Raw genomic sequence first — 24,547 nt, 5'->3', positions numbered from 1 at the left:
ACAAATCGCATCAAAAGATTTTTGAGAACTTATCAATATTGCTGGCATCGTAAACGAACGGCTCGGCCATCGCGCCGTTGCCGTCGGCATCCAGCTTCACTTTGCCCAGCTTGCCCATGCTGGCCTCACCTTTCGTGGCGGTGCCTTTCACCAGGTCATCCGCCAGGTAGGTTGCGGCATAGCCCAGGTCAATCGGGTTCCAGATGGCAAAGCTCTTGCTTGCGCCGGACTTCACCGCGCCCGCCATCTCAGACGGCAGGCCTAAACCGGTGACGTACACTTTGCCAATCTTGCCCTGGTCCTTCACCGCCTGCGCGGCAGCCACAATGCCCACGGAAGAAGGCGAAACAATCACTTTCAGCTCCGGGTAGGTTTTCAGCAGGCCGACCGCTTCGCGGTAGCTCTTGTCAGAGAGATCGTCCCCGTAGGCCACGGTCACCAGATTGACGGACGGGTACTTCGGCAGCACCTTTTTCATCTCCGCAATCCAGGTGTTCTGGTTGGTGGAGGTTGGCGTGGCGCTCAGCACCGCCACATCGCCTTTCTCCACGTTCAGCGCTTTCAGGGCATCGGCGGCGAGCTTGACGTTAGTTTCGCCAATCAGGGCGTTATTGGACGGGTTGAGGTGGATCTGACGCCCGGCTTTCGCCACCCCGGAATCCCACGACACAACCTTGATGCCGCGCTGCATCGCTTTTTTCAGCACCGGCACGACGGCGTCCGGATCGTTCGCGGAAATCGCGATCGCATCCACGCCCTGGGCGATCAGCCCGTTCAGCACCTCGATCTGCGCTTCCGCCGTGGTGGTGGTCGGGCCGGTATAAATCACTTTTACATCGCCTAACTCTTTGGCCGCCTCCTGCGCGCCGACGTTCGCTGCCTCGAAGAATCCATTCCCTAAGGACTTCGCCACCAGGGCGATTTTCACTTCTGCTAAAGCGGAACCGGACAACGCCAGAGCGGCAACGGTGAGGATCAAGCTTGCTTTTATTTTCATTGCTTTTACTCCACTGACTTGAGTTAGTTGTAGGGATTGCAGGTGGTTTTCGCCCCGTCTCGGTGAGCGGGGCGCGATGTTGTTATTGGTACAGATCTAACGCCGACTGCATGGGGGTGACGCCAAAGCGTTTGCCCAGGGCGATCAGCTCTTCCCGGGTGATGGTCTGCTTCATGCCGCCCATGGAATAGACCTTCACCAGCACTTCCGCGGATTTCTCGGCGGTGTCGATCAGGCCGAAGGTTTCATCCAGCGTCGGGCCGCTGCCGAAGACGCCGTGGAACGGCCACAGCACCAGTGAATGTTTCTGCATGTCCGTCGCGGTTGCCTGGCCGATTTCGTCGGTGCCCGGCACCATCCACGGCAGAATGCCGACGCCGTCCGGGAACACCACCAGACACTCGGTGCTGCCTTCCCACAATTTGCGGGTGAAGAAATCAGAATTGTTTTCCAGCACGTAGGTCAGGGCGATCAGGTTGGTGGCGTGGCAGTGCATGATCACGCGGTCCTTGCCATTGGTCGCCTTGATGCGCTCGCAGTGGGAGAGGAAGTGCGCCGGCAGCTCAGAGGTTGGCACCGCCTCATCCGTCAGCCCCCACAGAATGTGGTAGCCCGCGCCGTCGCTATCCACTTTCACTACGCCGAGGTTGGCCTGCGGGTCGAGCTGAACGTTGCGGAAGAACTTCCCGGAACCGGTGACGATAAACGGCGTGTTGGCGAGCAGCGGCATCGGCTGGCTCAGGGCGATATAGCGCGGCTTCTGGTGGAAATCGGCGGCAAATGGCTCGATATCCGCGTCGTCCAGACGTAGCGTCAGGTTGCCGCCGTTGCGCTCGTCCCAGCCCTTCAGCCAGGCGTCGGAGGTGGCTTTGATCATGCCCTGGACGAACCAGGAGGTGGTGATGGTCTGCATACTGTGTTTCCTTTGAAAATGCCGGGTGGCGCGTTGCTTACCCGGCCTACTTTTACCTGTAGGCCCGGCAAGCAACGCGCCGCCGGGCAATGTTTTTTACTGACGAGCGGCAAGAACGTCTTTCTCATATGCCCGCACGTTGTCCAGCCACTGGCTGCCCGCAGGCGCATCGTGACGCTGGCAGTACATCTCCCACACCGCCTGCCACGGCAGGGATTTCTGCTCTTCCAGCAGCGCCAGGCGCGCGGTGTAGTCGCCGTTTTCTTCCAGCTGTTTCAGGGCGGCGACAGGCTCCAGCAGCGCGCGCAGCAGGGCTTTCTTCATGTTGCGGGTGCCGATAACCCACGCCGCGATGCGGTTGATGGAGGCGTCGAAAAAGTCGAGGCCAATGTGTACGCGGTCAAAGAGGTTGTGGCGGATGATTTCGCTGGCAATGGCCTGGGTTTCGTCATCCAGCAGCACCACGTGGTCGCTGTCCCAGCGCACCGGACGGCTGACGTGCAGCAGCAGGCGTGGCACGTAGAGCATGGCGGCGGAGATCTTGTCGGAGATCACCTCGGTTGGGTGGAAGTGGCCGGCATCCAGGCACAGCGCGGTCTGGCGGCTGGTGGCGTACCCCATGTAGAACTCGTTTGAGCCCACGGTGTAGCTCTCTGCGCCAATGCCGAACAGCTTGCTCTCGACGGCATCGATGTGGTGCGCCGGGTCCAGCTTCTCGCTGATGGCTTCATCCAGCGCGGCCAGCAGGCGCTGGCGCGGGGCCAGTCGGTCTACGGTGATATCCTTCATGCCGTCCGGGATCCAGATGTTCATCACCGACGGCGTGCCAAGCTGCTCGCCGAAATACGCAGAAACGCGGCGGCTGGCTTTGACATGGTCGATCCAGAACTGGCGGATTTCGTCGTTGGCGTGCGCAAGGGTAAAGCCGTCCGCGCTCAGCGGGTGCGAGAAGCAGGAGGGGTTAAAGTCCAGGCCCAGCTTGTTGGCTTTCGCCCACGCCACCCAGTTCGTAAAGTGCTCCGGTTTGATTTCATTACGCGCCACCGGCTCGTCGGATTCGAGATAAATGGCGTGCAGATTCAGGCGCTTTGGCCCGGGGATCAGGCTCAGCGCCAGCTCCAGATCCGCACGCAGTTCGGTGGCGTTGCGCGCTTTGCCCGGATAGTTACCCGTGGCCTGAATACCCCCCGTCAGGGAACCGCCCGGGTTCTCGAAGCCAGCAACGTCATCACCCTGCCAGCAGTGCATGGAGACGGGCAGACGGTCGAGCTGGCGCAGCGCCTCTTCGACATCCACGCCGACGGCGGCGAAACGCTGTTTAGCCAGGTCCCAGGCTTGTTCAAGTTGAGTGGTCATGCGCAAAGCTCCTTAGTCAGTCGTTTTTGCTGAAACTGCGCCCGGTAGCGGGCAATTTCATGGCAGGGATGGGGGGTGAAGGTGGTCAGGCTGTTATTCGCCGTCACCACCGAACGGAAATCGTCGACGTTTGAAAGTTCGTCCAGGGTCATCAGCTGAATGCCGATATTGCCGAGCGTGGAGGCTTCAATCGGACCTGCCACCACGGTAATGCCGCAGGCATCCGCGCAGAGCTGGTTCAGCAGCTGGTTCTGGCAGCCGCCGCCCACGATATGCAGCTGCGTGAACGGTTTGCCGCGAAGGTCAGCCAGCTCGCTCAGGATGTCGGCATAGAGCAGGGCGAGACTGTCAAAAATGCAGCGCGCCAGCTCGGCCGGGCTGGACGGCACCGGCTGCCCGGCCTCGACGCAGGCGGCCTGGATTTCAGCGCTCATGTGCGCCGGATTGATAAAGCGGTCGTCGTTCGGGTTAATCAGGAAGGTGCAGGCCTTCAGCGTTTCGGTTTCCGCGATAAGCGCGGGCAGGTCGGTGATGTTCTGCTCTTTCAGCACCCGCTGGAGCAGCCACAGGCCCATGATGTTCTTCAGCACCCGGTAGCGCCCTTCGGCGCCACCTTCGTTAGTGATGTTCGCCGCCAGTGCGGCATCGCTGGTGTAGGGTGTTTTGCTCTCGAAGCCCATCAACGACCAGGTGCCGGAAGAGAGGTACGCCGCGTCTTTGCCGGCGAGCGGCGAGGCAATGACCGCGCTCGCGGTGTCGTGACTGGCGACGGCGACAACAGGGATTTCATTCCCCTGCGGGCAAAGCCAGTGGCCGATCACATTGCCCGGATGGGTTGGCGCGCCGAACCAGGACGGCGAGGCGCCCGTCCAGGCCAGCAGATGTTCATCCCAGTTATCGGTGTTGATGTTAACCAGCTGCGTGGTGGTGGCGTTGGTGTATTCCCAGTTCATGTTGCCGGTCAGACGGTAGCTTAAGTAGTCCGGGATCAGCAGCGCATGCGCCACCTTTTCGACCAGCTCTGGCTGTTGCTCAACCAGCGCGCGCAGCTGATACAGCGTGTTAAACGGCAGAAACTGAATGCCGCTGCGACCATAGATGTTCTCCTTGCCAAGCTGGGCGATGGCGTGCGCCATTAGCCCATCGGTGCGGCTGTCACGGTAGGAGACGGGCAGGCCGACGCGTTCGCCGTGACTGTCCAGCAGTACGTAATCCACACCCCAGGTATCAATGCCGATACTGTCGATGCGAATACCGTCTTCGCAGACGTTGTGAAGTCCGGTGCGGATCTCTGCTTCCAGGGCGTCGATATCCCAGGTAACAAAACCGTCCTGTTTTTGCAGACAATTGGCGAAACGGTGCATTTCGCGAAGCGTAAGGGTGTGCAGGTCGCAGTCCCAGGTGGCGAGCATTACACGGCCGCTGGATGCGCCTAAATCGACAGCCACACAATGGCGAAAAGTCATGGTCGGGTCCTTTCTTAAGTCATTAGCGAGGAGTGTAAGAAAGGGAAGAAATAGCCACCTTCTCGCCACTGACAGCCCAAATCTCGCGCTGGCAAGAAAGCAAAGATGAACGTGAGGGAGTTCACAGTTTCCAGTAATGGCGGGGTTTGCAGGCAGTGTGACGCTGACCGCATTTCCTGATTTTTCCGCCTGTTTCTTGAAAAACCGACAGCTTTTGCGCGGTTTGCTGTCAAAAATTTAAGGTGAGCGTGGAAGGCCTTAATTACTATTTTGAGAACTTTTCTCATTGGTGGGGGCCGTTATGACCGTACTGCACAGCGTCGATTTTTTTCCTTCGGGGGCTTCGCCGGTCGCGATTGAGCCACGGCTGCCTCAGGCTGCGTTCCCGGAGCATCATCATGATTTTCATGAAATTGTGATTGTTGAGCACGGAACGGGCATCCACGTGTTTAACGGTCAGCCGTATACCATCAGCGGCGGTACGGTGTGCTTCGTGCGCGATCACGACAGGCACCTGTATGAACATACCGACAACCTTTGCCTGACCAATGTGCTCTATCGTTCTCCGGATGCGTTCCAGTTTCTCTCCGGGCTGAATCAGCTGTTGCCGCAGGAGAAGGACGGTCACTACCCCTCGCACTGGCGGGTGAATCAGTCCACGTTGCAGCAGGTGCGTCAGCTGGTGAGCCAGATGGAGCAGAGCGAGGATGGACAGGAGACGCACGCCATTGCTACCCGCGAGCTGCTGTTTATGCAGCTGCTGGTGCTGCTGCGGCGCAGCAGCCTGGTGGAAGGGCTGGAAAATAACGACGCGCGCCTGAATCAGCTGATGGCCTGGCTGGAAGATCATTTTGCCGAAGATGTCTGCTGGGAAACGCTGGCGGATGACTTTTCGCTCTCGCTGCGCACGCTGCATCGTCAGCTCAAGCAGCATACCGGGCTGACGCCGCAGCGCTACCTCAACCGTCTGCGCCTGATCAAAGCGCGGCACCTTTTACGTCATACCGACGAAAGCGTCACCGATATCGCCTATCGCTGCGGATTCGGCGACAGTAACCACTTTTCGACGCTTTTTCGCCGGGAGTTTAACTGGTCGCCGCGCGATATTCGTCAGGGGAAAGACGCGTTGCTTCAGTAACGCGAGGGCAGTCACCGTTTTTTTGCTGCAAAAAGGCTAATAATGTCCGGTTATTCGCCGTAGAGGTTGTGGTGTGGCTGCTCAGCTCATTCTTCGCAAAGATGATTTTTTTGCCTCCGCGAGTCAGGCCGTCGCGGTGGCCGACCGCTACCCGCAAAACGTCTTTGCCGAGCACACCCACGAGTTTTGCGAGCTGGTGCTGGTATGGCGAGGCAACGGCCTGCACGTCCTCAACGACCGCCCCTACCGCATCACGCGCGGAGACCTGTTCTACATCCGCGCTGAAGACAAACACTCCTACGCCTCGGTTAACGATCTGGTGTTGCAGAACGTCATCTACTGCCCCGACAGACTTAAACTGAATGTCGACTGGGCGGGCAATATCCCCGGTTTTCATGATGCCAGAGGCGAACCGCACTGGCGCTTAAGCAGCAACGGCATGGCTCAGGTGCGCCAGACGATTTCCCAGCTGGAGCAGGAGAGCCAGAAGAGCGATCCGGTGGCAAACCAGATGTCGGAGCTGCTTTTTGCCCAGCTGGTGATGACCCTGAAGCGGCATCGTTACGCTACGGATAATCCCTCTGCCACCACGCAGGAAGCGCTGCTGGATAAGCTCATCACCCGGCTTGCGGGCAGTCTGAACAAGAGTTTCGTGCTGGAAAAATTCTGCGAGCAGGAGCAGTGCAGCGAGCGCGCGCTGCGCCAGCAGTTCCGCACCCAGACGGGGATGACGGTCAACCACTATCTGCGCCAGCTGCGCATCTGCCACGCCCAGTACCTGTTACAGCATACGGAGCTGATGGTGAGTGAAGTGGCGATGCGCTGCGGCTTTGAGGACAGTAACTACTTTTCGGTGGTGTTTAACCGTGAGGTGGGGATGACGCCGGTTCAGTGGCGTCATCGCAGTCGAAAGGCAGCGTAATCAGTTCGCCATGCCGAGGCCGACGATATTGGCCGCAATGATAATCACCACACAGCCCAGGCTCAGCACGCCAACCGGACGACGCCCGGCATTGTTCCACTCTTTCAGCACCAGCCCAACCAGCCCGCCGCACAGCACGTAGAAGCTCATGTGCAGCATCCAGCTCATGTAGTCATACTGCGCCGGAATACTGGCGTGACCCCAGGCGTAGAAGAAGAATTGCAGATACCACATCAGACCGCCGAGGGCGGAGAGCAGGACGTTGGTGACGATCAGCGGTTTTGCCAGCGAGAAGTCGGCTTTTACCGACAGGTTCTTCACTTTTGCCAGACGAATGAAGCAGAAGCCGAGGTTTACCAGCGCGCCGCCGCCCATGATCACCACGTAGCTTGGCAGGGCAGCGTACAGCGGATCGACGCCCAGCGCCGCAGCGGCGTCGTGCATCGGTTTGGCGGCGTTCATGGCGAACGACATGCCCGCCGAGAATACGCCGCACATCACCGCCAGCAGCAGCCCTTTCTTCAGGTTGAACTCTTCGGCTTTGATGCCCATCTTGCGTTCTTTCAGCTGGCCTGCGCGGGTGACGATGCCCACGCCGATCACCGCCACCAGCACGCCCAGCAGCGTCATTCGCCCGCCCTGAGTGTTGATCAGCACGTCGAAGTGGCCGTTGAGGATTGGCGTCATCAGGGTGCCAACAATCAGCGTAATGCCAATCGCGATGCCAATCCCCATCGACATGCCTAGGTAGCGCATGGTGAGGCCGTAGTTGATATTACCGATGCCCCACATCGCGCCGAACAGGAATACCGGCAGCAGGGTGGAGGCGTTGAAGGAGGAGAAGTAGCCCCAGAAATCGGGCAGCAGCATGGCGCTGATTGTCCATGGCAAAATCAGCCAGGACACGGTGCCGCCAACGGACCACATGGTTTCCCATGACCAGCCTTTCACCTTTTTAAACGGGGCATAGAAACAGGCTGCACTGGCCGCGCCTATCAAATGCCAGAAAATACCCATCGTAATCGCATGATTCATTTTTACATCCTCATCGTTTTTATAGCCGGAGGCTTCCCGCCGACTTGATGAGTGTAAAAATGAGGCGGTTTGGGAACCTTCAGAAGGTTGCCGCACTTTTGTTCAGGATGGCAATCAGCACGTTAAGCACGTGAGCAGACTCACAATTTTGTCATTTATCAAAAATCTAATAACCTTATAAAAACTACGGCATTGATAATCATTTTCAATATCATTTAATTAACTATAATGAACCAACTGCTTACGCGGCATTAACAGCTGTGCCGCCCGACAATAATGGAGAGGATTATGAGTTATACACTGCCATCCCTGCCGTATGCCTACGACGCACTGGAACCGCATTTCGACAAGCAGACGATGGAAATCCATCACACTAAACACCACCAGACCTATGTGAACAACGCGAATGCTGCGCTGGAAAGCCTGCCAGAGTTCGCTAATCTGCCTGTTGAAGAGCTGATCACCAAACTGGACCAGCTGCCGGCAGACAAGAAAACCGTGCTGCGCAACAACGCGGGCGGTCACGCTAACCACAGCCTGTTCTGGAAAGGCCTGAAAACCGGCACCACCCTTCAGGGCGACCTGAAAGCGGCTATCGAGCGTGACTTCGGTTCCGTTGACAACTTCAAAGCGGAATTCGAAAAAGCCGCTGCAACCCGTTTCGGCTCTGGCTGGGCGTGGCTGGTCCTGAAAGGTGACAAACTGGCGGTCGTTTCTACCGCTAACCAGGACTCCCCGCTGATGGGTGAAGCTATCTCTGGCGCATCCGGCTTCCCAATTCTGGGTCTGGACGTGTGGGAACACGCTTACTACCTGAAGTTCCAGAACCGTCGCCCTGACTACATCAAAGCCTTCTGGGATGTAGTGAACTGGGACGAAGCAGCAGCGCGTTTCGCCGCTAAAAAATAAGGTTGCATTGACGCCTGTGAGAAGCGAGTCTGATGACTCGCTTTTTTTGTATCTGAAGGAGTGGAGATGCATTACCCGGTGAATGTGTTTACAGGCAAGGTAAGGGAGTACGAAGGCAGCCGCCCGAGCGCCATCGCCAAAGTGCAGGTCGACGGTGAGCTGACGTTGACCGATCTCGGGCTTGCGGGTGACCAGCAGGCTGAAAAGAAAATCCACGGCGGGCCTGATCGCGCGCTGTGCCACTATCCGCGCGAGCACTATCAGCACTGGAAAGCCGAATTTCCTGAACAGGCGGACCTCTTCGTCGCCCCCGCGTTTGGCGAAAATCTCTCAACGGAGGGGCTGACGGAGAAGAACGTCTTTATCGGCGATATTTACCGCTGGGGCGATGCTTTGATTCAGGTCACCCAGCCGCGCTCACCGTGCTTTAAGCTTAATTACCATTTCGGCATTCAGGATATGTCGGCCCAGCTGCAAAACGCGGGTAAAACCGGCTGGCTGTATCGCGTTGTGCAGGCGGGACAGGTTTCGGCGGATGCGCCGCTTGAGCTGGCTTCGCGCTTGAGTGAGGTGTCGGTATACGAGGCCTGCGCAATTGCCTGGCATATGCCGTTTGATGACGAGCAGTATCACCGCCTGCTGTCAGCGGCGGGATTATCCACCAGCTGGACCAGAACGATGCAGAAGCGGCGGTTAAGCGGCAAGATCGAGAGCAGTTCGCGGAGATTGTGGGGGAAAGAGATTCCGTAGAAAGTAGGCCGGGTAAGGCGAAGCCGCCACCCGGCACATACGGTTACGAACGCTTATACAGCGGCAGCCACAGCGTTAACCTCAGCCCGCCCAGCGGGCTGTCATCGGCTTTCACCCAGCCACGGTGCTGTTGCATGGCGGTTTCAACAATCGCCAGACCTAGCCCCGTACCACCAGATTCACGGTCGCGCGCCTCGTCGGTGCGGTAGAACGGACGGAAAATCTGCTCGCGATCTTCCGGGCTGACGCCAGGACCATCGTCATCGACAATGACGGTAATCCCGTCTTTATCCACCGAAAACGCCACTTCAATCTTCGTGTGCGAATAGCGCAGGGCGTTACGCACGATATTCTCCAGCGCGCTTTCCAGCGTGTTGGGGTTACCGTAGAGTGGCCACGGGCCCGGCGGGAAGTTGACGGTGAACGATTTGCCCATCTGCTCCGCTTCGAACGCCGCGTTGTCCAGCACCTCATGCCAGAGGTGATTGGCTTTCACCGTTTCGCTCACAAGCGCGTTTTTCTGCTGATTGCGAGACATCACCAGCAGATCGTTGATCATGCTGTCCAGGCGATGCGCTTCCGTCTCAATACGCTCCAGCTCTTTGCTCTCACCGCTGCGGCGGCGCAGCAGGGCGGTACCCAGCTGTAAGCGCGTGAGCGGCGTCCGCAGCTCGTGGGAGATATCCGACAGCAGGCGTTGCTGCGCGGTCATCATGCGGTCAAGAGCAGAGACCATCTGGTTAAAACTGGTTCCGGCGGCCAGGAACTCCTGCGGCCCGGATTCCAGCTCCGGATGCTGCCTCAGGTTGCCCTGCGCCACTTCGTCCGCCGCATTTTTCAGCTTACGCGCCGGTTTCGCCAGGCTCCACGCCAGCCATAACAGCAGCGGGGAACTGACCAGCATCGTGACAATCAACAGCAAAAGCGGACGGTCAAACAGCAGGTTGATAAAGTCGGACTGTGAACTGCTCGCAGGGCGAATCAGATAGAGCTGGTAATTGTCTTCCCCATCCCGCACCGAGAAAGGACCGACCATCTCTACCCGACCATATTTCTTTTTCTGTGGGTGATCGGCATTATCCGCCTGGCCAATAAAGTTGCGGATAATCTGCATTTCATTGCGATCTGCCCCAATCACGCGGCCTTCACTAGTGACCAGTAAAAGACGTTGTCCGGGGGGCGCCCACTTGTCGATAGCGCGAAACAGCCTGCGCCACCACATTAAATCGTTCGGCGGATCGTTTGCCAGCTCCGCTTCCACGTGCTGCTCGATCATCACGCCCTGACGTTGCTCGCTGTCGAGTAGCTCCGTCATCTGGCGTGAGTCGAGTTTTGGCAACATCAAAACGAGCATTAAAACCAGTGCCAGCGTCAGCCAGAAGATGGCGAAGATGCGGGCGGTTAAGCTGCCTATCATGAAGCGGAAACCATCAGATAACCGCGACCACGCAGGGTTTTAAACCAGGGATGACCGTCTTTACGCTCCGGCAGCTTACGGCGCAGGTTAGAGATGTGCATGTCGATGGCGCGATCAAACGGGGTGAGGCGTTTGCCGAGCACTTCCTGGCTTAAGTGTTCACGCGACACCACCTGGCCGAGATGCTGCGCCAGCAGATACAGCAGGGTGAACTCGGTGCCGGTTAGCTCCAGCGTTTCACCGTCGAAGCTCGCTTCCTGGCGGCCCGGGTTCAGGCTCAGGGAGTCCACTTCCAGCGTAGGTGAGCTGTTGTCGGTATTCTGCTGCTGCTCGCTCCAGTGAGAGCGGCGCAGGATCGCGCGAATACGGGCCACCAGTTCACGGTCGTTGAACGGCTTAGGTAAATAGTCATCCGCACCCAGCTCAAGGCCGAGTACGCGGTCAAGCTCGCTGCCGCGTGCGGTCAGCATAATGACGGGGGTCTGGTGTGTCTGGCGAAGCTCTTTCAACGTATCAATACCGTTTTTCTTCGGCATCATGACGTCGAGCAAAAGTAAATCGATGCTGTCGTCAAGGAGACTCAGCGCCTGCTCGCCATCATGGGCAACCAGGACGTTGAAACCTTCCATGTCGAGCAACTCCTTTAAAAGAGATGTGAGCTCTCGGTCATCATCAACTAACAGGATTTTATTCATTGTTTAAATACCTCCGAGGCAGAAATTACGACATCAAGGCTATCTAATCCATGACTTTACGTTGTTTTACACCCCCTGACGCATGTTTGCAGCCTGAATCGTAGACTGTCTCTCGTTGAATCGCGACACGAAAGATTTTGGGAGCAAGTGATGCGCAAAGTTACCGCTGCCGTCATGGCCTCAACGCTGGCCTTCAGTGCGTTTAGCCAGGCTGCTGTAGCTATCATCAGCGATAACGGTTCCTCAGCAGAGGGCGCAACGCAGCACAGCAGCCAAAGCCATATGTTTGACGGCATAAGTTTAACCGAACATCAGCGTCAACAGATGCGAGATCTGATGCAGAGGGCAAGACACGACCAGCCCCCTGTTAATGTTAGCGAAATGGAGACAATGCATCGCCTTGTCACCGCAGAAAATTTTGACGAAAGCGCTGTACGCGCTCAGGCCGAAAAAATGGCGCAGGAACAGGTTGCCCGTCAGGTAGAGATGGCGAAGGTTCGCAACCAGATGTTCCACCTGCTAACGCCCGAGCAGCAAGCGGTTTTGAATACCAAACATCAGCAACGGATGAACCAGTTGCGTGAGGTTGCACGGATGCAGCGAAGCTCAGATATGACGCTTTTCAGTAGCAATAGCAGTACCCGTAGTAACCAGTAAACCCTGTTTTCCTTGCCATAGACACCATCCCTGTCTTCCCCCACATGATGTGGGGGTTTTTTTTGCCCATCGTTCAGGTTTGTTAACGCTTTATTCATCCTTTCACTCCACCACCATCCGTTATACTAGCGCCATGGCATGACAGGAGTGTTTATGAATCAATCCTATGGACGGCTGGTAAGCCGGGCCGCAATAGCCGCGACGGTGATGGCGTCGTGTTTGCTGATCATTAAAATTTTCGCGTGGTGGTACACCGGGTCGGTCAGTATTCTGGCGGCACTGGTGGATTCACTGGTGGATATTGCCGCCTCGCTGACCAACCTGCTGGTGGTGCGCTACTCGCTGCAACCGGCGGATGAAGAGCATACGTTTGGCCACGGCAAAGCGGAATCGCTGGCCGCGCTGGCACAAAGCATGTTTATTTCGGGCTCTGCGCTTTTCCTGTTTTTGACCGGTATTCAGCATCTTATTTCGCCTTCTCCGATGAACGATCCGGGCGTTGGCGTGGTCGTAACGGTAGTTGCACTTATAAGCACACTTGTTCTTGTAACGTTCCAGCGCTGGGTTGTACGCAAAACACAAAGCCAGGCTGTACGGGCCGATATGCTTCATTATCAGTCTGATGTTATGATGAATGGGGCTATTCTTATTGCGCTCGGTCTGGCCTGGTATGGCTGGCATCGGGCCGATGCGTTGTTTGCGTTAGGGATAGGGATCTATATTTTATACAGCGCGTTGCGGATGGGGTATGACGCGGTGCAGTCGCTTCTTGACCGTGCGCTTCCGGACGCAGAACGTGATGAAATTTATGCCATCGTGACCAACTGGCCTGGCGTCAGTGGTGCTCACGATCTTCGTACGCGGCAGTCAGGGCCGACCCGCTTTATTCAGATTCATTTGGAAATGGAAGACAACCTGCCACTGGTTCAGGCGCATATGGTCGCTGAACAGGTGGAGCAGGCGATTTTGCAGCGTTTCCCTGGGTCAGACGTCATTATTCATCAGGATCCGTGCTCTGTCGTACCCAGGGCGTTTTGAGCTTTCGTAATTCGTTGTAAAAAAGTGAGCCAGAGCAGCATTTTGTGGATAAATTACCACCATATGGCCTGACCTGAATCAATTCAGCTGGAAGGGATTGATATACTATTTGCAGTATTCGACGGTTGAACAGTTTCTTCCGGCAGCAGATTTCAATTTTGCATTCCTAAGTTCAGAGGTAGTCATGATTAAGAAAATCGGTGTGTTGACAAGCGGCGGTGATGCGCCGGGCATGAACGCGGCAATCCGTGGGGTTGTCCGTGCAGCGCTGACGGAAGGTCTGGAAGTTTTTGGTATCTATGACGGTTACCTGGGTCTGTATGAAGACCGCATGGTTCAGCTCGACCGCTACAGCGTGTCTGACATGATCAACCGTGGCGGTACTTTCCTCGGTTCTGCGCGCTTCCCGGAATTCCGTGACGAACACATCCGTGAAGTGGCTATCGAAAACATGAAAAAACGGGGTCTGGATGCGCTGGTGGTTATCGGCGGCGACGGCTCGTACATGGGTGCAAAACGTCTGACTGAAATGGGCTTCCCGTGCATCGGCCTGCCTGGCACCATCGACAACGACATCAAAGGCACCGACTACACCATCGGTTACTTCACCGCGCTGGGTACCGTTGTGGAAGCGATTGACCGCCTGCGTGACACCTCTTCCTCTCACCAGCGTATTTCTATTGTTGAAGTGATGGGCCGTTACTGCGGTGACCTGACTCTGGCGGCGGCAATTGCCGGTGGCTGTGAGTTCGTGGTGGTGCCGGAAGTGGAATTTAGCCGTGAAGATCTGGTCGCTGAAATCAAAGCCGGTATCGCGAAAGGTAAGAAACACGCCATCGTTGCTATCACCGAGCACATCTGTGACGTTGACGAGCTGGCGAAGTACATCGAAACCGAAACCAAACGCGAAACCCGCGCGACCGTTCTGGGTCACATTCAGCGTGGTGGTTCCCCAGGCCCGTACGACCGTATCCTGGCGTCCCGCATGGGCGCGTACGCGATCGAGCTACTGCTTCAGGGTCACGGCGGCCGCTGCGTCGGTATCCAGAACGAGAAACTGGTTCACCATGACATCATCGATGCCATTGAAAACATGAAGCGTCCGTTCAAAGGTGACTGGCTGGACTGCGCGAAAAAACTGTACTGATTGATTGACTCTGTTGCCCGGTGGCGCTGCGCTTACCGGGCCTACAAAAGCACGATTCGTAGGCCGGGTAAGGCGTAGCCGCCACCCGGCTTTTTTATGCGTGCACGCTTTTTTATTCCACTACGTTATAGCCAATCTTTTTTTATTCTTTAATCATCGGTTAGCTTTCTGGCACGCTGCATTCATCAAAACACTACACAAGAGAGCTGGGCGATGAATAAATGGGGCGTGGGGTTAACATTATTGCTGGCATCGACCAGCGTTCTGGCAAAGGACATTCAGTTACTGAACGTGTCGTACGATCCGACGCGTGAACTGTACGACCAGTACAACAAAGCTTTCGCGGCGCACTGGAAACAGGAAACCGGCGATAACGTGGTGGTTCGCCAGTCTCACGGCGGTTCCGGTAAGCAGGCGACATCGGTGATCAACGGTATTGAAGCCGATGTGGTTACCCTGGCGCTGGCTTATGACGTGGACGCGATCGCGGAGCGTGGCCGTATCGACAAAAACTGGATCAAGCGTCTGCCGGACAACTCTGCGCCATACACCTCGACCATTGTCTTCCTGGTGCGTAAAGGCAACCCGAAACAGATTAAGGACTGGAACGACCTGATTAAGCCAGGCGTGTCTGTCATTACCCCGAACCCAAAAAGCTCCGGCGGCGCACGCTGGAACTATCTGGCAGCCTGGGGCTACGCGCTGCACCACAACAACGGCGATCAGGCCAAAGCACAGGACTTCGTCAAAGCACTGTTTAAAAACGTCGAAGTGCTGGACTCCGGCGCGCGCGGCGCAACCAACACCTTCGTCGAACGCGGCATTGGCGACGTGCTGATCGCCTGGGAAAACGAAGCCCTGCTGGCGACCAACGAGCTGGGTAAAGACAAGTTCGAGATCGTCACCCCGAGCGAATCCATCCTCGCTGAGCCGACCGTCTCCGTCGTCGATAAGGTTGTTGATAAGAAGGGCACCAAAGCGGTGGCGGAAGCCTATCTGAAGTACCTCTACTCACCTGAAGGGCAGGAAATTGCGGCGAAAAACTTCTACCGCCCGCGCGATGAGACCGTCGCGAAGAAATACGAAAACGCCTTCCCGAAACTGAAGCTGTTCACTATTGATGATGTGTTTGGCGGCTGGACCAAAGCGCAGAAAGAGCACTTCTCTAACGGCGGCACCTTCGACCAGATCAGCAAGCGCTAAGCGTTTTACACAGAACGACACGGTAACCCGGTGTGAGAAATCCGCCGGGTTTTTTATTTGGTCATCATTTTGCGTTACTCTTTTGCCTCTATTGAAAACAGGGAACGCGTTGTGAAAAAAATTATCTTACTGATTCTGATCGTTATCGCCCTTGCCGCAGGCGGCGTGTACTGGATGAAAGCGGGTAATCCGAATGCGTTGCGTCATATCGTTCTCGACCAGTGTGTGCCCAACCAGCTGCACAACCGTAACCCGGCACCGTGCGCGCAGGTGAAGCCAGATGCGGGCTACGTGGTGTTCAAGGACCGCAACGGGCCGCTGCAATACCTGCTGATGCCCACGTACCGTATCAACGGCACCGAAAGCCCGCTGCTGACTGAGCCGCAGACACCGAATTTCTTCTGGCTGGCATGGCAGTCGCGTAACTTTATGAGCATGAAACGGGGGGCCGACGTGCCTGACAGCGCCGTTTCGCTGACCATCAACTCCCCGACCGGGCGCACGCAAAACCATTTTCATATCCACATCTCCTGTCTGCGCCCGGACGTGCGTGAGAAGCTGAACGCGTCGCAGGGGCAAATCAGCACCCAGTGGTTACCGCTTCCGGGCGGGCTGGAAGGGCATGAATACCTTGCCCGTCGGGTGACGGAGAACGAACTGGTGCAGCGCAGCCCGTTTATGATGCTGGCGGAAGAGCTGCCGGAAGCCCGCGATCATATGGGACGCTTCGCGCTGGCGATGGCGCAGCAGTCGGACGGCTCGTTTGTATTGCTGGCGACAGAGCGTAACCTGCTTACCTTTAACCGCGCGTCGGCTGAGGAATTGCAGGATCATCAATGCGATATCCTGAAGTGACCCCACCATAAATAGCGTTTACTCGCCCTGCCTGTCGCCGTAGACTTGCTGAAAAATTCTACAGGAGACAGGTATGTCGCTCTGGTTAACGCATCCTCTGCTGCTTCCCTCGCTGATCGTCGGCGTCACCATCGTGCTGTGGGCGACGTCGCTGTTGCCGGAATTTATCACCGCGTTGTTGTTTTTCACGGCGGCGATGACCGCCAGAATCGCCCCGCCGGAAGTGATCTTCGGCGGCTTCGCCTCGTCTGCCTTCTGGCTGGTGTTCAGCGGCTTTGTGCTGGGCGTGGCGATTCGGAAAACCGGCCTGGCGGACAGGGCCGCCCGGGCGCTGTCGGCAAAGCTTACCGACTCCTGGGTGCTGATGGTGGCGAGCGTTGTGCTGCTGAGCTATGCCCTGGCATTCGTGATGCCGTCGAACATGGGACGTATTGCACTGCTGATGCCGATTGTCGCCGCGATGGCGAAGCGGGCCGGCATTCCTGATGGCTCGCGGGCCTGGTTTGGCCTGGCGCTGGCGGTCGGGTTTGGCACCTTCCAGCTCTCGGCCACTATTTTGCCCGCCAACGTGCCCAACCTGGTGATGAGCGGCGCGGCGGAAGGCTCATACGGTATCCACCTCAACTATGTCCCGTATCTGCTGCTGCACACCCCGGTGCTGGGTATTCTCAAAGGCCTGATTCTGATTGGCCTGATCTGCTGGCTGTTCCCCGGCAACCCGAAACCGGCGAAGGATCTCACGCCATCGGAACCGATGGGGCGTGACGAAAAACGACTCGCCTGGCTGCTGGCGGTGGTGTTGACGATGTGGGTGACGGAGAGCTGGCACGGCGTTGGGCCAGCGTGGACGGGGCTGGCGGCCTCGGTCATCGTTATGCTGCCGCGCATCGGTTTTATCACCGGGGAAGAGTTCTCGGCGGGGGTGAATATGCGCACCTGTATTTACGTCGCGGGTATACTCGGGCTGGCCATTACGGTGACGCAGACCGGCATCGGTGCGGCCGTAGGCGAGGCGTTGCTCCATATCATGCCGCTGGATGCAGACCGCCCGTTTACCAGCTTCCTGGCGCTGACGGGGATCACCACGGCGCTCAACTTCATTATGACCGCCAACGGCGTTCCTGCGCTGTACACCACGCTGGCGCAGAGCTTCTCGGACGCGACCGGCTTCCCGCTGCTGTCGGTGATCATGATTCAGGTGCTGGGGTATTCCACGCCGCTGCTGCCGTATCAGGCGTCGCCGATTGTAGTGGCGATGGGCTTAGGGAAAGTGCCTGCGAAAGCGGGGATGCTGCTTTGTCTGGCGCTGGCGATTGCGACGTATCTGGTGCTGCTGCCGCTGGATTATTTGTGGTTTAGCGTGTTAGGTCGTTTGTAGGGCGGGTTAGCGAAGCGCCACCCGCCACAAAGGCAATTACGCCTGCTTAGCCGCTTCTGCCGCTTTAACGATCACCGCGAAAGCGTCTGCTTTCAGGGATGCGCCGCCAACCAGTGCGCCATCGATGTCTGGCTGGGTGAACAGCTCAGCTGCGTTTGATGCGTTAACGGAACCGCCGTACTGGATGATGACCTGCTCAGCCACTTTCGCGTCTGCTTTTGCAATGTGGTCACGGATGAACTTGTGCACCGCCTGTGCCTGCGCTGGAGTTGCAGATTTGCCGGTACCGATCGCCCAGACTGGCTCGTAAGCGATAACCGCGCCTTCGAACGCTGCCGCGCCCTGGGTTTTCAGCACAGCGTCGATCTGACGTGCGCACACTTCTTCGGTTTTGCCTGCTTCGTTTTCTGCTTCGGTTTCACCGATGCACAGAACCGGGATCAGACCCTGCTCTTTCAGCACAGCGAATTTCTTCGCGATGAACTCATCGGATTCTTTGTGATAGGTGCGACGCTCGGAGTGGCCGATGATGATGTATTTCGCGCCGATATCTTTCAGCATTTCAGCGGAGGTTTCACCGGTGAACGCGCCAGACAGGTTAACGTCAACGTTCTGCGCGCCCAGAATGATGTGGCTGCCGTCAGCGGCACGTTTAGCCAGATCCAGGTACATATCCGGCGGAGCGATAGCAACCGCGCAGCCGGTCACGCCAGCCAGCTCTTTACGCAGGTTAGCAACCAGTTCGTTTACCATGTGGCGGCTGCCGTTCAGTTTCCAGTTACCCATCACTAAAGGATGTCGCATTTCAATTCTCCACGCTCAATAAGCGAATTAAGGAATATGGCCGCCCTGTCGGGCAGCATGGTCTGTGAATCAGTATAGAGATTTTCCCTCGAAAGGCTTTGCTTTTTGTCATTAATTCGCCCCCTCGAGTGCGTCTGATAGGGCCAGCTTAATCGGTTCAACCGCGAAGGTCAGCCCCTTTTCGCCGTTATCTGCGACGACATAGCGAACGGCACCTTCCGTATCGGCGTAATAGCGTTTGTTTTTCCCGGCGGTAAGCAGTTTTTGCAGCTTTTGCTGGCTTTGCGCTTTCGTGAAGGTGGGGGTAAAGGCGCGCAGAATAGCGCTCATGTACTCCAGCGCTTTCGCTTTCGCCGCTTTCTGCTCTGGCCCCTGAATCGGCAGCCAGGTGATCTGCATACTTTTGATTTTTAACGTTCCGCGCTCAAGGGCGGTAGAGGCATACAGATTCTCGTTAATTTTGCTGGCCGCGCGGGTCAGGGTCGGCGTATCGCGGGCGCTGTCAATCGCACGGAACTCTCCCAGCGGAAGTGAGGGGTTTTCTTTGTTGAAGGCTTCGCGGAACTGGCTGATAGATTGATCGAAAGAGGGGGCGCCCGCCAGAAGATAGGGGGCGGTGACCGGGGAAGCCGTTTCCGCGGCATACAGGGAAAAACTGGCGCTCAGCATCGCTAAACACAAATAAAGAGAGTGTGCCGAACTTTTCATCAACATTGCCCCTGGCCGTCATTGCCCATGATTAAAACGATATCTGGTCGGCTTGTCAAAAGGTCACAACTCCAGGGTAAAATGCGGGCTAAACAATAATAAGGAACCTTACATGACCATACAGCAGTGGCTGTTTTCATTCAAAGGGCGTATTGGACGCCGTGACTTCTGGATCTGGATTGCAACGTGGGTTGTCGCCATGCTGCTTCTGTTTTTTGTTGCCTACAACGCATGGCTGAGCACGCAAACGGCGGCATTTGCGCTGGTCTGTTTACTGTGGCCAACCGCCGCCGTAGTGGTGAAACGTCTGCACGATCGTGGCCGCTCCGGCGCATGGGCTTTCCTGATTATTCTGGCGTGGATGCTGGTGGCGGGGAACTGGTCAATGCTGCCCTCAATCCTCCCATGGGTGGTGGGCAGACTGCTGCCGACGGTTATCTTTGTAATGATGGTTGTCGAACTGGGCGCGTTTATCGGCACCCAGAGCGAGAACAAATATGGAAAAGATACCCTTGAGGTGAAGTACCGCTGATCACCAGTAGTGTTCGGCGGTCATGTGGCCCGGCCGGCGGCGAAGGTGCTTCGTCATCTGCCGGGTATCCTTCAGCAACTGCTGCGTATCGCGTACCATCTGCGGGTTACCGCACAGCATCACATGGCTGGTTTCGGTATTCATCGGTAAACCCACCGCTTCTTCCAGCGCGCCGCTTTCAATCAACGCCGGAACGCGACCGGTTAACGAGCCGGCTGCGGTTTCGCGGCTGACCACCGTCTGAATTTTTAACTTCCCGCCATATCGCTGTTCCAGCGCCTGCATCTGCGGCAAATAGCTCAGGTCTGCGGCGTAGCGCGCGGCGTGAACCAGCACGATATTTTTAAAGCGCTCCAGATCTTTGCCGTATTGCAGAATGGAGAGATACGGGCCGATGGCCGTGCCGGTCGCCAGCATCCAGAGCGTGTCACAGTCGGGGATTTCATCCAGCACGAAGAACCCCGCCGCGTCGGAGACAATCTGCACGTCATCGCCCGGCTTCAGCGCGGCGAGGCGCGGGCTGAGCTTACCGTCCGGGACGGTGACCAGATAGAACTCAAGGTCCGGGTTATCAGGCGCATTAACGTAAGAGTAGGCGCGCTGTACGCGTTCACCGTCGATATCCAGCCCGAGTTTGGCAAACTGCCCGGCAGTAAACGGATGAACGGGAGCGTGCAGCGTGAGGCTAAATAGCGCATCGGTCCAGAACTGTACCTTTGTGACTTTACCTGTTACCCAGTCCGCCATGATCTTCTCCTGTGCTGTTTCTCTCTTCTATCTTCCGTACTTGTGGGAAACATTTCCAGCCCATTCGGGCCGGAAAGCTCTATCGATCAAACGGTTTTACAGAATGTGCGTCTGTACGTCCGGATCTTTACGATCGAGATAATGAATGGACTTAATGCGGCGAATAGTGCGGGATTTACCGCGGATCAGCAGGGTTTCAGTGGTGGCCATGTTGCCCTTGCGGGTGATGCCGTCCAGCAGATCGCCTTTGGTGATGCCGGTTGCGGAGAAGACCACGTTATCGCTGCGGGCCATCTCGTTCAGCGCGAGCACTTTATTGGCCTCGATGCCCATCGCCGCGCAGCGCGCCAGTTCGTCTGCACCAATGCGAAGGTTCTCGTCGCTGTCGCCTTTGACCTCATGGCGTGGCAGCAGACGCGCCTGCATATCGCCGTCCAGCGCGCGGATCACTGCCGCAGAGACCACACCCTCCGGCGCGCCGCCGATGCCGTAAAGCACGTCGACTTCGCTGTCCGGCATGCAGGTCAGAATAGAGGCGGCAACGTCGCCATCCGGAATAGCAAACACGCGTACGCCGAGCGCTTGCAGGTACGCAATGGTGGCGTCGTGGCGCGGTTTCGCCAGAATGGTCACGGTGAGTTCGCTGAGCGCTTTACCCAGCGCCGCGGCGATATTGCGCAGGTTGGCGTCCAGCGGCAGGCTAAGGTCGATAGCGCCTTTAGCGCCAGGACCGACGATCAGTTTTTCCATGTACATATCGGGCGCGTTGAGGAAGCAGCCCTTATCGCCCACCGCCAGTACCGCCAGCGCGTTGGCCTGGCCCATCGCCGTCATGCGCGTGCCTTCAATCGGGTCGACCGCGATATCCACCGCATCGCCTTTGCCCGTCCCGACTTTTTCACCTATATAGAGCATCGGCGCTTCGTCGATTTCGCCTTCGCCAATGACGATAGTGCCATCGATATTGACCTGATTAAGCACAATGCGCATGGCGTGGACGGCAGCGCCGTCTGCGGTATTTTTGTCGCCACGGCCCAGCCACTTGTAGCCTGCGAGGGCGGCAGCTTCGGTGACGCGGGAAAACTCGATAGCAAGTTCACGTTTCATGAGGTACTCGTACAATCAAAAGGAATTGCACGAAGTTTATCACAGAGTGGGGAGGGGCGAGGGGACCGGTGCGGTCGGAGCCCCTCACCCTAACCCTCTCCCAGGGGAGAGGGAATATAGGTTTACTCGTCGTGCTCTTCCCACGCCAGGGCACGTTTCACCGCTTTCTTCCAGCCGCTGTAGCGGTAGTTGCGCTCGGTGGTTTCGATGCCAGGACGGAATTCGCGTTCGATAACCGCTTTTTCCTGAAGCTCGTCGAGGTTTTGCCAGAAGCCAACCGCCAGACCTGCCAGATACGCCGCGCCCAGCGCCGTCACTTCTCGCACCTCAGGACGTTCAACGCGGGTGCCCAGAATGTCGGACTGGAACTGCATCAGGAAGTTGTTCGCGACCGCACCGCCGTCCACGCGCAGGGCGTGCAGACGAATGCCGGAGTCAGCCTGCATCGCTTCCAGCACGTCGCGCGTCTGGTAGGCGATGGATTCCAGCGTCGCGCGAATGATGTGGTTTGAGTTCACGCCGCGCGTCAGGCCGAAAATCGCGCCGCGGGCATACGGATCCCAGTACGGTGCGCCCAGACCGGTGAACGCTGGCACCACGTACACGCCGTTGGTGTCTTTCACTTTGGTCGCGAAGTATTCGGAGTCAAACGCGTCGCTGATCAGCTTCATCTCGTCGCGCAGCCACTGAATGGAAGCACCCGCCATGAATACCGCGCCTTCCAGGGCATAGTTCACTTCGCCGCGCGGGCCGCAGGCGATGGTGGTCAGCAGACCGTTTTCTGATTTCACCGCTTTCTCGCCGGTGTTCATCAGCATAAAACAACCGGTGCCGTAGGTGTTCTTCGCCATCCCTTCCTTGACGCACAGCTGGCCGAACAGGGCCGCCTGCTGGTCACCGGCGATACCGGCGATAGGAATACGGGTGCCACCTTTACCGCCAATGTTGGTCTGGCCATACACTTCTGAAGACTTACGGACTTCTGGCAGCATCGCGCGCGGAATGTCCAGCGCGTCCAGCATCTTGTCATCCCACTCAAGGGTGTTGATGTTGAACAGCATGGTGCGCGAGGCGTTGGTGTAGTCGGTAACGTGAACGCGTCCCTGAGTCATCTTCCAGATAAGCCAGGTATCGACGGTGCCGAACAGTAGCTCGCCACGTCGTGCGCGCTCGCGTGAACCTTCCACGTGGTCGAGGATCCACTTCACTTTGGTGCCGGAGAAATAGGGGTCAACCACCAGGCCGGTGGCGCTGCGCACGTACTCTTCCATTCCTTCGCGCTTCAGCTGTTCGCAGATCTCTGACGTACGACGGCACTGCCAGACAATGGCGTTGTAGATGGGCTTACCGGTTTCGCGCTCCCAGACCACAGTCGTTTCACGCTGGTTGGTGATACCGATAGCGGCAATCTGGTCAGAACTGATGTCGGCTTTCGCCAGCACTTCCACCAGCGTGGAGCTTTGCGACGCCCAGATCTCCATCGGGTCGTGTTCTACCCAGCCTGGACGCGGATAAATTTGCTCAAATTCGCGTTGAGACACGCTGACAATGTTCGCGTCATGATCCATTACGACAGCGCGGGAGCTGGTGGTGCCCTGGTCGAGCGCAACGATATATTTTTTTTCGGTCATGGTATGTGTCCCGTAGTCAGATTACAGCGAAGCTTTTTGTTGTGTGGTGGAAGCCGTCTCTTTCTCCTCTTCCACACAGGTGTCGCACGGTAAGTGGCGACCAATTAATTTGCGATAGCCGAATGCGCCCAGCGCCGCCCCTACGATTGGCCCGAACAGCGGAACCAGGAAGTAAGGAATGTCTTTGCCGCCCGTGAAGGCGACATCGCCCCATCCCGCAAAGAAGGCGAAGGTTTTTGGACCCAGGTCACGCGCCGGATTCATCGCAAAGCCGGTCAGCGGACCCATGGATGCGCCAATTACCGCAATCAGAAGGCCAATCAAAAGTGGCGCCAGCGGGCCGCGCGGAATGCCGTTTCCGTCGTCGCCCAGCGCCATGATGACGCCCATCAGAATAGCGGTAATCACCATCTCAACCGCGAACGCCTGCACAAAATTGATATGCGGATTCGGATACGTTGAGAAAATGCCTGCCAGATCCAGACTTTCGACACTGCCACGCACCATATGATGCGTCTGTTCGAAGTCGATGAAAAGATTGTAATAAAGCCCGTAAACTAACGCCGCTGCGCAAAAGGCGCCGGCAAATTGCGAAATGATGAAAGGAACAACTTTGCGTCCGTCAAAACACGCGAATAGCCACAACGCGATGGTCACCGCCGGGTTAAGATGTGCACCGGAAACCCCTGCGGTCAGGTAGATGGCCATCGCCACGCCCAGACCCCAGATAATACTGATTTCCCACTGACCAAAACTGGCACCCGCCACTTTCAGTGCTGCGACACAGCCTACTCCGAAGAATATCAACAACCCGGTACCCAGGAACTCGGCAATACACTGGCCTTTTAAGGTTGATGTCTGACTCATAATCGGAATCCTGCAAAAGAGTAATGTTTATTGTTTGCGTGACCGCCCGTGACAGTCACGATGCCCTGTAGACATAGTGTTAATTTATCGTTAACGAGCACAAACGAGAAATATCGAAATCGAAATGTGTGGTCTGCGTCAATAAAATGAGCGTTTTCGCGCCATAAAGCGCGTTTTTGCATCAGATAAGGATTATGGGCTGAATCATTTCTTTAACTTATGGGTTAACAACTTAGGGGTATATGCGGCGAACGCACCAGGACGAGGCCGAAAAG

General features: G+C 56.9%; 24 protein-coding genes. 11 read left to right on the top strand and 13 right to left on the bottom strand.

Annotated elements, in window-relative coordinates:
• Positions 1–10 precede the first annotated feature (10 nt).
• The 4 genes from rhaS (INF61_RS06795) to rhaB all read right to left on the bottom strand — a co-directional run bounded on the left by rhaS (INF61_RS06795) (position 11) and on the right by rhaB (position 4,732).
• Positions 11–997 carry a rhamnose ABC transporter substrate-binding protein gene (gene rhaS / locus INF61_RS06795; protein ID WP_032649875.1) on the bottom strand — a complete coding sequence of 329 codons (987 nt, stop codon included), beginning with the start codon at positions 995–997 and terminating at the stop codon, positions 11–13.
• Positions 998–1,079: 82 nt separating this feature from the next.
• Positions 1,080–1,910: a rhamnulose-1-phosphate aldolase gene (gene rhaD, locus INF61_RS06790; RefSeq protein WP_015569930.1), complete on the bottom strand. Its 831-nt coding sequence runs from the start codon at positions 1,908–1,910 to the stop codon at positions 1,080–1,082.
• A gap of 96 nt (positions 1,911–2,006) precedes the next feature.
• Positions 2,007–3,266: an L-rhamnose isomerase gene (gene rhaA, locus INF61_RS06785; protein ID WP_015569931.1), complete on the bottom strand. Its 1,260-nt coding sequence runs from the start codon at positions 3,264–3,266 to the stop codon at positions 2,007–2,009.
• Positions 3,263–4,732: a rhamnulokinase gene (gene rhaB / locus INF61_RS06780; RefSeq protein ID WP_149121147.1), complete on the bottom strand. Its 1,470-nt coding sequence runs from the start codon at positions 4,730–4,732 to the stop codon at positions 3,263–3,265. The genes rhaA and rhaB overlap by 4 nt, the downstream gene beginning before the upstream one ends.
• A 301-nt stretch (positions 4,733–5,033) precedes the next feature.
• Here rhaB and rhaS (INF61_RS06775) point away from each other — a divergent pair, with 301 nt between their 5' ends.
• Both rhaS (INF61_RS06775) and rhaR read left to right on the top strand, forming a co-directional pair.
• Entirely contained in the window at positions 5,034–5,870 is an 837-nt protein-coding gene (gene rhaS / locus INF61_RS06775) for an HTH-type transcriptional activator RhaS (RefSeq protein WP_015569934.1), read from the top strand.
• A 73-nt stretch (positions 5,871–5,943) separates the two neighbouring features.
• Positions 5,944–6,792 (top strand): HTH-type transcriptional activator RhaR, encoded by an 849-nt coding sequence (gene rhaR, locus INF61_RS06770; protein WP_017382695.1) that lies wholly within the window; start codon positions 5,944–5,946, stop codon positions 6,790–6,792.
• Here rhaR and rhaT read toward each other — a convergent pair whose 3' ends face one another.
• The gene (gene rhaT, locus INF61_RS06765; RefSeq protein WP_017694058.1) at positions 6,793–7,827 is read right to left on the bottom strand and encodes an L-rhamnose/proton symporter RhaT; all 1,035 of its coding nucleotides are present in this window, start codon (positions 7,825–7,827) and stop codon (positions 6,793–6,795) included. It abuts the gene before it with no gap.
• 288 nt (positions 7,828–8,115) lie between these two features.
• On the opposite strand from rhaT, the gene sodA reads away from it, so the two are divergent.
• Positions 8,116–8,736: a superoxide dismutase [Mn] gene (gene sodA, locus INF61_RS06760; protein WP_003861999.1), complete on the top strand. Its 621-nt coding sequence runs from the start codon at positions 8,116–8,118 to the stop codon at positions 8,734–8,736.
• Positions 8,737–8,802: 66 nt separating this feature from the next.
• Positions 8,803–9,486 carry a 6-hydroxyaminopurine reductase gene (gene yiiM / locus INF61_RS06755; RefSeq protein WP_063135449.1) on the top strand — a complete coding sequence of 228 codons (684 nt, stop codon included), beginning with the start codon at positions 8,803–8,805 and terminating at the stop codon, positions 9,484–9,486.
• A gap of 43 nt (positions 9,487–9,529) precedes the next feature.
• Here yiiM and cpxA read toward each other — a convergent pair whose 3' ends face one another.
• Positions 9,530–10,903 (bottom strand): envelope stress sensor histidine kinase CpxA, encoded by a 1,374-nt coding sequence (cpxA, locus tag INF61_RS06750; RefSeq protein WP_015569937.1) that lies wholly within the window; start codon positions 10,901–10,903, stop codon positions 9,530–9,532.
• Positions 10,900–11,598: an envelope stress response regulator transcription factor CpxR gene (gene cpxR, locus INF61_RS06745; RefSeq protein WP_003862004.1), complete on the bottom strand. Its 699-nt coding sequence runs from the start codon at positions 11,596–11,598 to the stop codon at positions 10,900–10,902. The genes cpxA and cpxR overlap by 4 nt, the downstream gene beginning before the upstream one ends.
• A 150-nt stretch (positions 11,599–11,748) precedes the next feature.
• Between cpxR and cpxP the strand changes: the two genes are divergently transcribed.
• From cpxP to INF61_RS06715, 6 genes are all read left to right on the top strand, one after another.
• Positions 11,749–12,255, top strand: a complete 507-nt coding sequence (cpxP, locus tag INF61_RS06740; protein ID WP_003862006.1) for a cell-envelope stress modulator CpxP — start codon at positions 11,749–11,751, stop codon at positions 12,253–12,255.
• Positions 12,256–12,408: 153 nt separating this feature from the next.
• A complete protein-coding gene (gene fieF / locus INF61_RS06735) occupies positions 12,409–13,293 on the top strand; it encodes a CDF family cation-efflux transporter FieF (RefSeq protein WP_023304638.1) in 885 nt (294 codons plus the stop codon).
• 184 nt (positions 13,294–13,477) lie between these two features.
• A complete protein-coding gene (pfkA, locus tag INF61_RS06730) occupies positions 13,478–14,440 on the top strand; it encodes a 6-phosphofructokinase (RefSeq protein ID WP_003862009.1) in 963 nt (320 codons plus the stop codon).
• 213 nt (positions 14,441–14,653) lie between these two features.
• A complete protein-coding gene (locus tag INF61_RS06725) occupies positions 14,654–15,643 on the top strand; it encodes a sulfate ABC transporter substrate-binding protein (RefSeq protein WP_032668967.1) in 990 nt (329 codons plus the stop codon).
• Between the two features lie 111 nt (positions 15,644–15,754).
• A complete protein-coding gene (locus INF61_RS06720) occupies positions 15,755–16,498 on the top strand; it encodes a CDP-diacylglycerol diphosphatase (protein ID WP_045334307.1) in 744 nt (247 codons plus the stop codon).
• A gap of 73 nt (positions 16,499–16,571) precedes the next feature.
• Positions 16,572–17,876 (top strand): SLC13 family permease, encoded by a 1,305-nt coding sequence (locus tag INF61_RS06715; RefSeq protein WP_023304636.1) that lies wholly within the window; start codon positions 16,572–16,574, stop codon positions 17,874–17,876.
• 36 nt (positions 17,877–17,912) lie between these two features.
• Here INF61_RS06715 and tpiA read toward each other — a convergent pair whose 3' ends face one another.
• Both tpiA and INF61_RS06705 read right to left on the bottom strand, forming a co-directional pair.
• Complete coding sequence (gene tpiA, locus INF61_RS06710) at positions 17,913–18,680, bottom strand: triose-phosphate isomerase (RefSeq protein WP_003862019.1); 768 nt, start codon at positions 18,678–18,680, stop codon at positions 17,913–17,915.
• Between the two features lie 111 nt (positions 18,681–18,791).
• On the bottom strand, positions 18,792–19,388 hold the full coding sequence (locus INF61_RS06705) for a DUF1454 family protein (RefSeq protein ID WP_017383094.1): 597 nt from the start codon (positions 19,386–19,388) through the stop codon (positions 18,792–18,794).
• A gap of 112 nt (positions 19,389–19,500) precedes the next feature.
• Here INF61_RS06705 and INF61_RS06700 point away from each other — a divergent pair, with 112 nt between their 5' ends.
• Positions 19,501–19,920 carry a DUF805 domain-containing protein gene (locus tag INF61_RS06700; RefSeq protein ID WP_006808672.1) on the top strand — a complete coding sequence of 140 codons (420 nt, stop codon included), beginning with the start codon at positions 19,501–19,503 and terminating at the stop codon, positions 19,918–19,920.
• On the opposite strand, the gene fpr is transcribed toward INF61_RS06700, so the two are convergent.
• The 4 genes from fpr to INF61_RS06680 form a co-directional block, all read right to left on the bottom strand.
• Positions 19,921–20,667 carry a ferredoxin--NADP(+) reductase gene (fpr, locus tag INF61_RS06695; RefSeq protein ID WP_017383095.1) on the bottom strand — a complete coding sequence of 249 codons (747 nt, stop codon included), beginning with the start codon at positions 20,665–20,667 and terminating at the stop codon, positions 19,921–19,923.
• 96 nt (positions 20,668–20,763) lie between these two features.
• Positions 20,764–21,774 (bottom strand): class II fructose-bisphosphatase, encoded by a 1,011-nt coding sequence (gene glpX, locus INF61_RS06690; protein ID WP_015569942.1) that lies wholly within the window; start codon positions 21,772–21,774, stop codon positions 20,764–20,766.
• A 122-nt stretch (positions 21,775–21,896) separates the two neighbouring features.
• Entirely contained in the window at positions 21,897–23,405 is a 1,509-nt protein-coding gene (gene glpK, locus INF61_RS06685) for a glycerol kinase GlpK (protein WP_006808669.1), read from the bottom strand.
• 21 nt (positions 23,406–23,426) lie between these two features.
• The gene (locus tag INF61_RS06680) at positions 23,427–24,272 is read right to left on the bottom strand and encodes an MIP/aquaporin family protein (RefSeq protein ID WP_015569943.1); all 846 of its coding nucleotides are present in this window, start codon (positions 24,270–24,272) and stop codon (positions 23,427–23,429) included.
• Positions 24,273–24,547: the final 275 nt, after the last annotated feature.

The sequence above is a fragment of the Enterobacter cloacae complex sp. P18RS genome, from assembly GCF_014982105.1.
GTDB classification, from domain to species: domain Bacteria; phylum Pseudomonadota; class Gammaproteobacteria; order Enterobacterales; family Enterobacteriaceae; genus Enterobacter; species Enterobacter hormaechei_C.
The sequence above is the reverse complement of the archived record's forward strand: the minus strand, read 5'-3'. Positions and strand labels throughout refer to the sequence as shown.